The sequence below is a fragment of the Steroidobacter sp. genome (genome assembly GCF_036402275.1).
Taxonomy (GTDB): Bacteria; Pseudomonadota; Gammaproteobacteria; order Steroidobacterales; family Steroidobacteraceae; genus Steroidobacter.
Map to the genome: position 1 here is coordinate 1 of NZ_DASWTF010000022.1, position 11022 is coordinate 11022.

Below are 11022 nucleotides of genomic sequence, written 5' to 3' on the forward strand. Positions count from 1 at the left end.
GCCCGCGCCGGCGCCCCATCCATCATCAATGGAACGAGCGATGCTTCGCTCAGGCTCAAGCAGCCTTCAGCGTGTCCTCGCCCTTCTTCCAGTTGCAGGGGCACAGCTCGTCGGTCTGCAGCGCGTCGAGCACGCGCAACACTTCTTCAGGGCTGCGGCCGACGTTCAGATCGGTGACGTACGCGAAGCGGATGACACCCTGCGGGTCGACGATGTACGTCGCACGCTGAGCGACACCGGCTTCCGCGTCGAGCACACCGAGCGCCGAGGTCAGCTCGCGCTTGATGTCCGACAGCATCGGGAACGGCAGGTTGCGCAGCTCTTCCTTGTCCTTGCGCCACGCGAGGTGGACGAACTCGGAATCGGTGCTCACGCCGTAGACCACGGCGTCACGATCGTTGAACTCCTTGTTGATCTTGCCGAACGCGGCGATCTCGGTCGGGCAGACGAAGGTGAAGTCCTTCGGCCAGAAGAACACGACCTTCCACTTGCCGGAGTTGCTGTTCGAATCGAACGGCTGGAACGCGCTGTTCAGATCGTTCGACACCACGCCGGTCAGCGAGAACTGCGGGAATTTTTGTCCGACACCTAACATGTATCACTCCTCCATCAACAAAATTTAGCGCTGGCTTTGGGCTGGGCGCCATTAGAGAGAACAAGCGTTAAAGACGTGCTCCAGGCCGCTCTTCGTCGAGCACCCTGAAGCGACGGATGCAATTATGCGGATCCGACCCGCAATCGCCAATCGATTGTTTCGGGTTTTTTGATAGACTAAACCTATGAGGCTATTTTACACGCCCCGTGTGACAAGAATTGGGGTTACTCACCCATGAACCTGCGCGACCTGCGTTACTTCGTGGCCCTGGCCGACACCAAGCACTTCGGCAAGGCCGCCGAGCGCTCCTTCGTGAGCCAGCCGACCTTGTCGGCGCAGCTGAAAAAGCTGGAAAACTACCTCGGCGTGCAATTGATCGAGCGACAGCCGCGACGCGTGACGCTCACCGACACCGGCGCGAAAATCCTGCCGCTCGCCCGCCGCATCCTGCAGGAGAGCGACGAGATCATCTCGCTGGCCCGCAACGAACATGACCCCTTATCCGGCAAACTCAAGCTCGGATTGATACCGACCATCGGCCCTTACCTGCTGCCGCTGGTGGCGCGCCGGCTGCGCAAGCAGTTACCGCAATTGAAACTGATGTTGTACGAATATCAGACCCAGCAGTTGCTGGAGAAATTGCGCGACGGCGAGATCGAGGTGGCGATCCTGGCGCTGCCCGTGCCCATGGACGGCCTCGAAGCGCGCGAGCTGTATCACGAAGACTTCAACGTCGCGGTGCCCCACAATCACCCGCTGGCGAAGAAATCCCATATCAAGCTCGATGACTTGACCGGGGAGACGCTGCTGCTGCTCGAGGACGGGCATTGTCTGCGCGACCAGGCGCTCGACGTCTGCAACCGCATCGATGTCAAAGAGAACGAGGACTATCGCGCCACCAGTCTGGAAACCTTGCGACAAATGGTCGCAGCCGGTCTCGGCGTGACGCTGCTGCCGGATCTGGCGACGCGCGGTCCGTTCGGCTCGGGACAGGGCCTGGCGGTAAAGGCGTTCGCGCGACCGGTGCCGACACGCACCGTCGGCGCTGTGTGGCGCAAGAGCAGTTCGCGCACCCAGGCGATCGACGCCATGTGCGAAGTCATCAAGACGGCGATGAGCGAGAAGACCTGAGGATCGGTGTGCCGCATGAATCGAGTGCTACGGAATCTCGCTGTCATCGTCGTCGCATTGGTGGCCGCCGCCTGCGGTCAGGCTCGCGAACCCCTGACTGTCAGCGACGCGTGGGCGAACGCGACGCCCGCGGGTGCGACAGTCGCGGCCGTATATATGAAGGTCACGGCTGCTGAACGGGATACGCTGATCTCGTCCACGACGACGGTCGCCGATCACATCGAGATGCACACGAGCAGCGAAGAGAACGGCATGATGAGAATGCGCCCGCTGCCGACCGCACCGCTCGCGGCCGGCGAGCCGTTCGAGTTTGCGCCGGGCGGCGCGCATTTCATGTTGATGGGATTGCGGCAGCCGCTGCCCGCGGGTTTGCGCTTTCCCATGACGCTGCAATTCGAAAAAGCCGGCAGCCGCACGGTGCAAGTGCTGGTCGTTGAACCCGGCACACGCTAGCGGCGTTTAGCAGCACATGTCCAACTCACCCGCCCCGCCCAGCCCCGCCGATTTGCATGAAGACCAGGTCGTGGCGCTGCTGCGATCCGGCGCGCATGCGGCATTGCTGAGCGCTTACTTCGGCGAACGCGAATATCGTGAGCTGGCTCAGCTCGCGAAGCTTGCAGCGGATCGCGGCAACGAACGTGACACAGGGGGCGAAGTCGTTTTCGTATTGCCCGGAATCATGGGTTCGCGACTCGGCTCCGCAAACGGCGAGACCACGTCGCTATTGTGGCTGCATCCGACCGCCATCGCGGAAGGCGGGCTGTCGCAACTGGCGCTACCCGGCGGCACGGCGCTGAGCGCGTTGGGCGTCATGCTGCCCGGCTATCTGAAACTGCGACTGTCGCTGGAGATCGCGGGCTTTCGTCCGATATTCCATCCGTTCGACTGGCGCGCCGACCTGGAAACGCTGGCCCGGGCGCTGCTGCACTCGATCGAACGATCGGGCGCGTCCAAAGTTCACATCGTCGCTCACAGCATGGGCGGCCTGGTCGCCAGAATCGCATTGGCCAACGACCGAGCACGCCGCATTCACAGGTTGATCCAGTTGGGCGCGCCGAACCATGGTTCGTTCGCCCCCGTGCAAGCGCTGCGGGCCGTCTATCCGACCGTGCGCAAGATCGCTGCACTCGATCATCACAACAGCGCCGAAGCATTGGCTCGCGCAGTGTTCCTGACCCTGCCCGGTCTTTATCAAATGTTGCCATCGGTGCTGTCGCCGAACGAGCCCGATTTGTTCGACCCCTCGCAATGGCCGCAGGACGAGTTGGCGCCGGACGCGACCATGCTGGCTCATGCCTCGAAAGTCCGCAGCCGGATGCCGCCGCCCGATGAACGCTGCGCGGTCATCGTGGGCACTCATCAAGAAACCGTCACATCGTTGCGCGTGGTCGATGGCGGTTTCGAGTATTCGATCCGGCGCGACGGCGATGGCACCGTGCCGTTGTCACGCGCTCTCTGGGATGGTGCGGCAACCTGGTTCGTTCAGGAAAATCACGGCGCGCTCACCAACAACAACGAAGTTCTGGCCGCGGTGAACGGCATCCTGAAGGAAGGACGGACCGCTCAACTGTCGACCACGCGACCCGTGGCCGCGAATGAGCTCGTCCGTACTGTGACCGACACCGAGCTGCGGGCGGCTGCCACCCACAAAGTCCATTGGGACCGTCTCTCGCTCGACAGCCGACGGCGCATTCTCGATCCCGTCATTACTCCGGAGTTCATGAGCCCCGCGGCGGTGGTGCCCCACACTGCTTAGGTGTACCCTTACCGAACCGATCGAATCAACCACCGCGGCGGCGACGTTTCGGCGCGGTGTTCGTCGTGATAGGGGGCTAAGTAGCGGTGCAACCAACCGATACTGGAAATCCTGACTATTATCATCGCGTCGTCGATTGCCAGTGGGCGTGCCCGGCCCATACTGACGTTCCTGAATACATTCGCCTGATCGCGCAGGGACAATTCACCGAGGCGTATCTCGTCAACCGTGAGTCCAACGTATTCCCGGGCATTCTCGGCCGGGTGTGCGATCGTCCGTGCGAGCCCGCTTGCCGACGCGGCCGAGTCGAACCCGCGCCTGATAACGAACCCGTCGCCATCTGCCGATTGAAACGTGTCGCCGCCGATCATCGCGACGACGTGCGCCCGTTTCTGCCCAAGGCGCCGGCCCGGAAAAACGGCAAGCGCGTCGCCTGCATCGGCGCCGGGCCGGCTTCGCTCACGGTCGCCAACGATCTCATGCCGCTCGGCTACGAAGTCACTATTTTCGAGAAGTGGCGCACGCCCGGCGGCCTCATGCGCACTAATATTCCGTCATTCCGTCTGCCGGAGCAGGTGCTGGCCGAGGAAATCGGCTTCATTATCGATTTGGGGGTGGATCTGCGTCTGGGCTCACCGGTGACGAGCATGAAACAACTGCTCGGCGCCGGTGAGTTCGACGCCGTGTTCGTGGGCAGCGGCGCGCCCAAGGGCAAGGATCTCAAACTGCCCGGGCGCACCGAGCCCGCGGCCGCGCCGAATATTCATATAGGCATCGACTGGCTCGAGTCGGTCGCCTTCGATCACGTCAAAGCGATCGGCCGGCGCGTGCTGATCATCGGTGTCGGCAACACCGCGATGGATTGCTGTCGCACTTCGCTGCGCCTCGGCGCGGTGGATGTGAAAGTCATGGCCCGCAAGCCGCGCGGCTTCTTCAAGGCGTCCGAATGGGAACTGGAAGACGCCGAAGCCGAGAACGTCGAGATCGTCGTCAATCACGCACCCAAGTCGTTCGTGATCGAGCAGGGCAAGCTCGCCGGCATGCTGTTCGACCTGATGGAATACGATCTGGATGGGAACGGCCGCATCACCGCCGAGCGCGTGGTCGGCGAAAAATTCTTCCCGTGCGACGACGTGATCCTGGCCATCGGTCAGGAAAACGCGTTTCCCTGGATCGAGAACGATCTGGGCATCGAGTTCGATCGATGGCACGTGCCGAAGGTGAACGCAACGACGTTTCAGTCGACGCGACCGAACGTGTTCTTCGGCGGCGACGCGGCCTTCGGCCCGAAGAACATCATCTGGGCCGTGGAGCACGGCCACCAGGCGGCGATCTCGATACATAAGTATTGTCAGGGACAGGACGTGACGCAGCGGCCGCCGCGCATGCTGAACCTGTCCAGCCGCAAAATGGGCCTGCACGAGTGGGCCTACAAGAACGATTACAACCCGCTGGAACGTCGGCTGATGCCGCACGTCGACCTCAAGGAGCGTTTCAAGAAGATCGACATCGAAGTGGAGCTGGGCTTCACGGCCGAGCAAGCCGCCGCCGAGGTGCAGCGCTGTCTGAATTGCGACGTGCAGACCGTGTTCGATGCCAGACTTTGTATCGAGTGCGATGCGTGCATCGATATTTGCCCCGTCGATTGTCTGACCATGACAGCCAATGGCACGGAGGCCGAGATTCGCGCGCGTTTGAAAGCGCCCTCGCTGCGGGTGACGCAGCCGCTGTTTGTGTCCGGGCCGTTGCAACATACGGCGCGGGTGATGGTCAAAGACGAAGACGTCTGCGTACATTGCGGACTGTGCGCCGAACGCTGCCCGACGGCGGCGTGGGACATGCAGAAATCCAAAATCCGCATTCCTTATGCGAGCGACGAGACCTCTCCATGCAGCACGCACCAGCCAGCAGCTCGGCCAGCACCGACACGCCGGATCGCCTGAACGATTTCGTCATCAAGCTCGCGAACGTCAACGGCACCGGCTCGGCCAGCGCCAATACGTTATTGATGAAATCCATTTTCCGGATGGGCATTCCGGTGATGGGCAAGAACTACTTCCCTTCCAACATCCAGGGCCTGCCCACCTGGTACGAGATCCGCATCTCGCGCGACGGTTACGTCGCCCGCTCCGGCCGCATCGACTTCATGGTGGCGATGAACGCCGAGACTTATGCGAAAGACGTGAAGGAAGTGAGCCCCGGCGGCTATCTGTTGTACGACTCGACCTGGCCTCGGCCGGCGCTGCTCAAACGCGATGACATCACCATATTCGGCGTGCCGCTCGCCCGTATCTGCAACGAGACATTCCAGGGCGTGCGTGCGCGCATCCTGCTCAAGAACATCGTCTATGCCGGCGCGCTGGGCGCGCTGCTGGATATCGAGCTCGACGTGATGCGCGCGTTGCTCGGCGAAAGCTATGCGAACAAGAAGTCGCTGCTGGAGTCCAACGTCAGGGCGCTGGAGCTCGGCTACAACTACGCCAAGGAACATTTTCCCTGCCCCCTGGCCTTGCGCGTGCGGCGCATGGACAAGACCGCCGATCACATTATGATCGACGGTAATACGGCGGCCGCGCTGGGTTGTATGTACGCAGGAGCGACGGTTGGCGCGTGGTATCCCATCACGCCGTCGACTTCACTGATGGATGCGTTCAAGAGCTTCTGCCAGAAATGGCGCATCGATCCGGAGACCGGCAAGCGCAATTACGTGATCGTCCAATGTGAGGACGAGCTGGCCGCTATCGGCACCGTCATCGGCGCGGCCTGGAATGGCGCGCGTTCGTTTACCCCCACCAGCGGTCCGGGCATTTCCTTGATGAACGAGTTCATCGGACTGGCCTATTACGCCGAGGTGCCGGCGGTGATGTTCGACATTCAGCGTGTAGGCCCGTCGACCGGCATGCCGACTCGAACCCAGCAGTGCGATCTGACCCTCGCGGCCTATGCGTCGCACGGCGACACACGTCACGTCCTGCTGTTTCCCAACAGTCCCGAGGAATGTTTCTACATGGCGGTGCAGGCCTTCGATCTGGCGGAGCGGCTGCAGACGCCGGTGTTCGTCATGTCCGACCTGGACATCGGCATGAACGACTGGATGTGCCCGGCGCTGAAATGGGACGACGACTATCGACCCGATCGCGGCAAAGTGCTCAGCCAGGAGCAGCTGGAACAGATCGACAAGTTTTATCGCTACTTCGACAAGGATGGCGACGCCATTCCCTATCGCACTCTGCCCGGCACCCATCCCAAGGGCGCGTATTTCACGCGTGGCTCGGGGCACACGCAATACGGCGGCTACACCGAAGACGCGACCGAATATCAGATCGTGCTCGATCGTCTGAAGCGTAAGTTCGACACCGCGAAAACCTTGGTTCCCAAACCGGTTTTCGACGGCCGAAATTCCACTGGCCTGGGCATCGTGTCGCTGGGCAGCTGTGACGGCGCGGTGCGCGAAGCGCTGGATCTGCTGCGTCGTCGCGGCGTTCAGATCGACTACATGCGAGTGCGCGCTTTTCCGTTCGGCCAGGAGGTCGAAGATTTCCTCGCGAGTCACTCGCATATCTTCGTCGTCGAGCAGAATCGAGACGCCCAGTTGCGCGGCCTGCTAACGCTCGAGACAGCGGTGGAAAAAGCCAAGCTGCATTCCATCCTGTATTACGCCGGGCTGCCCATGTCGTCGAGCGTGATCGTCGACGGCGTGCTGGCCTCCGCGCCTCAACAGAAATTGGCCGTGGGAGTCTGATATGAGCTTCATCGCCAAGCCCAAGATCGCCCATCCCGGCCTGCCCAAAAACGAGCTGGGCCTGACGCGACGTGATTACGAAGGCGGCATGTCGACCTTGTGCGCCGGCTGCGGCCACGATTCGATCACCGCGGCCATCATCGAAGCGTGCTGGCAAATGTCGATGCGGCCCGAGCAACTGGTGAAGCTGTCGGGCATCGGCTGCTCCTCCAAGACTACGGCGTATTTCGTCAGCGGCGGCCACGGCTTCAACTCGGTGCACGGACGTATGCCGTCGATTGCCACGGGCGCCATCGCGGCCAACAAAGATCTCTATTACATCGGCGTGTCCGGTGACGGCGATACGTTGTCCATCGGCTTCGGTCAGTTCGCGCACGCCATGCGTCGCAATCTGAACATGCTCTACATCGTCGAGAACAACGGGGTGTATGGGTTGACCAAGGGGCAGTTCTCCGCGTCCGCCGACATCGGCTCCAAAGCCAAGAAGGGAGAAGCGAATCTGCAACCGCCCATCGATCCGGTGCTCGCCGCGCTGACACTCGGCGGCACTTTCGTGGCGCGCAGCTTCTCCGGCGACAAAGAGCAGCTGGTGCCGTTGATCATCGCCGGTTTGAAACATCGAGGGTTCGCGCTGATCGACGTGCTGTCGCCGTGCGTGACCTTCAACGATCACGAAGGCTCGACCAAGAGTTACGAGTTCGTGCGCGACAACTATGACGAGGTGGTGCACGCCGACTTCGTTCCGCCGGCGCGTGAGATCACCGCGCAGTACGCGCAGGGCGACACCATGCCCATCGCCTTGCATGATGGCAGCCGCGTGCTGTTGCGAAAGCTGGATCCGTCGTACGACCCGACGCATCGGGGCAAGGCGTTCAACTATCTGCGCGACAAGCTGGCGCTGAACGAGTTCGTCACCGGGCTGATTTACATCGACGAAAGCAGCCCGGAGTTTCACGACATGAACGGCACCACGGCGACGCCGGTCAATCAGCTGCCGTACGCGCAGCTGAGTCCAGGCTCCAAGGGGCTGGAGAAGATTCTGGCGCGCTATCGCTGAGTGTCTCCAGCCGGCCGGAAGACCCACCCCCTGGCCCCCTCCCGTGGACGGGAGGGGGAAATTATTTTTTTATTTCCCTGCGGGAGGCCGAGAGGAAAGATCTCTCAGTGGCAACGCGGGGGGTCAGCAAACAAATACCCCGGCGGAAATAGCAGCTTCAGAGCTCGAACAGCACTTCCGACTTTTCGTAGACCTTGGTGATGCGCTCGCCATCCCACACGTAGGCGAGCGCCGCGCCGGCGACCGGAATGGCGATGGCCTGCGGTTTGAATGCCGCGATGCATTCGCCGCCTTCGTGGCGCACGCTTCTGTACACGAGGCCCCAATGACCTTCATCGCGCAAAGGCTTCGCGAACGCCTGCGGTGTGGCGTAGTCGTCCGGGTGATGCAGGTGATCGAAACGTGGGCCGCGAATGTCGAGGAACGGCTGCAACGGACGGCCCACGTAAGCTCGCATGTCGACCTCGCATGGGGGTTCGCTCGTGGCCGCCAGAAATTTCGCGCGGTGAAAGGCGGTTTCTCGCACGGCCGTTTCCAGCGTGTGCGCGGCGTAGTAGATGCCGTAGCTGCCGTCCGTGAAGCGACTGGGAAAACCAGTGTGCGTGAAGGTGGCCATCACGATGGAGGCGCCCGGACCGTACACCCGATCCGTGTCAGGCATCACCGGCGCTTCACCACGCTCGTCGCGCAGACGATCGTTGGTGAGACTCTCGATGAACCAACCCAGGTCCATCTGTCGGGCCGACAGAATCCCTTCGAACACGTTCACCGGCGGATGCCGGGTCGCGACGATGCGGTAACTCTTTTGCCAGCGGAGCGTGACCGCGCGTGGGTCGGCCGTCATCCGCGCTGGGCGTCCAGATAGCGACGCACATCAGCCAGGTCCACCACCCGGCCGGCAAGCATCCTTTCCAGCGCCGGCTTGCCGCCGAAGCCCGACGCGGTATTGGGCTTCTTCACCCAGGCGTCGGCCATCTCCTGGGTCGGCAGCAGGATATGCAGCGCCTTGTAAATGCCCATCACGTAACTGATGCGTTCCAGAGTATCCGCGGACAAGCGCGCGGCGCGGTCGCTCTTCCATTTGAAGAAGGTCGAACGGGGCGGCGAGCCCAGCAATACCCGCTCTTCCTCGGCCCCCAGCCGCCAGGCGGCGGTGATGTTGAAAAAAGCCGTCAGGGCGGCGGCGCCCAACTCATCCGGATCGAAATCGGCGCGCTCGAGACTTCGGGGCTGAAGCATGACGCAGTCCTCTAATAGAGTAACTGCTAAATTACTCCAATCCGGGACTGATTTCCATGGCAGTGCCTCTGACATGGTCGACTCCTTGAGCCTGTCAGCGATCGCCCAATACGGCGGAGGACGGGAGGGAGAACATGAGCGCAGCTTACCTGCCGCGCTCCATGCCAAATCGTTCAGTTAAGGGCGGGTTTGCCCAGAAATGGCGTGACTGACGCAGACGATTCTCAGCTACGGTCGCGCTGGGAGAGCCACAGCCTGCAGACAGCCGCATTACGTTCAATCGGCGCGCCGACGCGGCGATGTTTGGCGCCCACCTGCTGCAGGCAGCGCGGATCGTGCGCCCACTGCAGAGCGTAGACCATCGGATCCAAGCTGGCGTTCACCAATTCGCGGAGATGCTTTCCCCATTGCTGCGTAGATTTCATAACAACCTCGGCGTCTTTCCGAACTAAGAACGTTCCGCTCGCGTAGGCAGTTCCGCTCAGGTCAGTCCTTAACATCGGCACACGACTGCCGCTGTTTAGCGACAGGGCGCACAGTTCGCGCATTCACACGCCTTTTTCCGACATGCAGTGCGCTCGACGAAACTTGACTCATTAGCGCACATAAAACTGTCATTTAACTGTCGCTTGTTCGGATTGGCGGTAGGAGCCGCGCGACTGCTTGGTTATGATCGTGCTCGCCAATAACAAGCACGTCGTTTGTTTGCACCGATGGGGAACGTCATGACTTCAACTCTGTTCGATCTCACCGGCAAAGTCGCAGTGATCACCGGCTCCAGTCGCGGCATCGGACGCGCGATCGCCGAACGGATGGCGGAGCATGGCGCCAAAGTGGTCGTCACCAGTCGCAAGCTCGACGCGTGCGAGGAAGTGGTGAAAGCCATCAAGGACAAAGGCGGTGAAGCGATCGCGCTCGCCTGCAATATCAGCCGCAAGGAAGACCTGCAGAAGCTGGTCGACGACACGAGCAAACATTGGGGCGGAATCGACGTGCTGGTGTGTAATGCCGCCGTGAATCCGTATTACGGTCCGTCGATCAATATGCCGGACGATGCGTACGACAAAGTCATGAACAGCAACGTGCGCAGCAACTTCTGGTTGTGCAACATGGTGCTGCCGCAGATGGCGGAGCGTGGCGGCGGCTCCATCATCATCATTTCTTCCATCGCCGGCCTGATCGGCTCGCCGACGCTCGGCGTCTATGGCTTGTCCAAAGCGGCGGACATGGCGCTGGCGCGCAATCTGTGCGCCGAGTGGGGCCCGAAGAATATCCGCGCCAACTGCATCGCCCCCGGCCTGATCCGCACCGATTTCGCCCGGACGCTGTGGGAAGATCCGAAGGTCTACGAGCACACCGTGAAGGCGTATCCACTGCGTCGTATCGGCGAGCCCGACGAGATCGCGGGCGCGGCCGTGTTCCTCGCGGGCCCGAGCGGCTCGTTCATGACGGGTCAGACCATCGTCATCGACGGCGGCGGCATCGTGGGCCGCGGCGGCTGA

General features: G+C 61.8%; 11 protein-coding genes. 7 read left to right on the forward strand and 4 right to left on the reverse strand.

Annotation, left to right across the window (positions count from 1 at the left end):
- Window positions 1-55: 55 nt before the first annotated feature.
- Window positions 56-595, reverse strand: coding sequence for a peroxiredoxin (locus VGD45_RS10980; protein ID WP_331155339.1), 540 nt, complete (start codon window positions 593-595; stop codon window positions 56-58).
- A 234-nt stretch (window positions 596-829) separates the two neighbouring features.
- On the opposite strand from VGD45_RS10980, the gene VGD45_RS10985 reads away from it, so the two are divergent.
- From VGD45_RS10985 to VGD45_RS11010, 6 genes are all read left to right on the forward strand, one after another.
- Window positions 830-1726: a LysR substrate-binding domain-containing protein gene (locus VGD45_RS10985; RefSeq protein ID WP_331155340.1), complete on the forward strand. Its 897-nt coding sequence runs from the start codon at window positions 830-832 to the stop codon at window positions 1724-1726.
- A gap of 15 nt (window positions 1727-1741) precedes the next feature.
- Complete coding sequence (locus VGD45_RS10990; protein WP_331155341.1) at window positions 1742-2179, forward strand: copper chaperone PCu(A)C; 438 nt, start codon at window positions 1742-1744, stop codon at window positions 2177-2179.
- Window positions 2180-2195: 16 nt separating this feature from the next.
- Window positions 2196-3482, forward strand: a complete 1287-nt coding sequence (locus VGD45_RS10995) for an esterase/lipase family protein (RefSeq protein WP_331155342.1) — start codon at window positions 2196-2198, stop codon at window positions 3480-3482.
- An 86-nt stretch (window positions 3483-3568) separates the two neighbouring features.
- Complete coding sequence (locus VGD45_RS11000) at window positions 3569-5425, forward strand: FAD-dependent oxidoreductase (RefSeq protein WP_331155343.1); 1857 nt, start codon at window positions 3569-3571, stop codon at window positions 5423-5425.
- Window positions 5371-7224 carry a 2-oxoacid:acceptor oxidoreductase subunit alpha gene (locus VGD45_RS11005; protein WP_331155344.1) on the forward strand — a complete coding sequence of 618 codons (1854 nt, stop codon included), beginning with the start codon at window positions 5371-5373 and terminating at the stop codon, window positions 7222-7224. Before VGD45_RS11000 ends, VGD45_RS11005 begins: the two co-directional genes overlap by 55 nt.
- A 1-nt stretch (window position 7225) precedes the next feature.
- Window positions 7226-8281 (forward strand): 2-oxoacid:ferredoxin oxidoreductase subunit beta, encoded by a 1056-nt coding sequence (locus VGD45_RS11010; protein ID WP_331155345.1) that lies wholly within the window; start codon window positions 7226-7228, stop codon window positions 8279-8281.
- A gap of 157 nt (window positions 8282-8438) precedes the next feature.
- Here the strand turns inward: VGD45_RS11010 and VGD45_RS11015 are convergent, their stop codons facing one another.
- From VGD45_RS11015 to VGD45_RS11025, 3 genes are all read right to left on the reverse strand, one after another.
- A complete protein-coding gene (locus VGD45_RS11015) occupies window positions 8439-9125 on the reverse strand; it encodes an RES family NAD+ phosphorylase (RefSeq protein ID WP_331155346.1) in 687 nt (228 codons plus the stop codon).
- On the reverse strand, window positions 9122-9520 hold the full coding sequence (locus VGD45_RS11020) for an MbcA/ParS/Xre antitoxin family protein (protein ID WP_349263253.1): 399 nt from the start codon (window positions 9518-9520) through the stop codon (window positions 9122-9124). Before VGD45_RS11020 ends, VGD45_RS11015 begins: the two co-directional genes overlap by 4 nt.
- A 224-nt stretch (window positions 9521-9744) precedes the next feature.
- On the reverse strand, window positions 9745-9945 hold the full coding sequence (locus VGD45_RS11025; protein ID WP_331155348.1) for a hypothetical protein: 201 nt from the start codon (window positions 9943-9945) through the stop codon (window positions 9745-9747).
- Window positions 9946-10245: 300 nt separating this feature from the next.
- Here VGD45_RS11025 and VGD45_RS11030 point away from each other — a divergent pair, with 300 nt between their 5' ends.
- On the forward strand, window positions 10246-11022 hold the full coding sequence (locus tag VGD45_RS11030) for an SDR family oxidoreductase (RefSeq protein WP_331155349.1): 777 nt from the start codon (window positions 10246-10248) through the stop codon (window positions 11020-11022).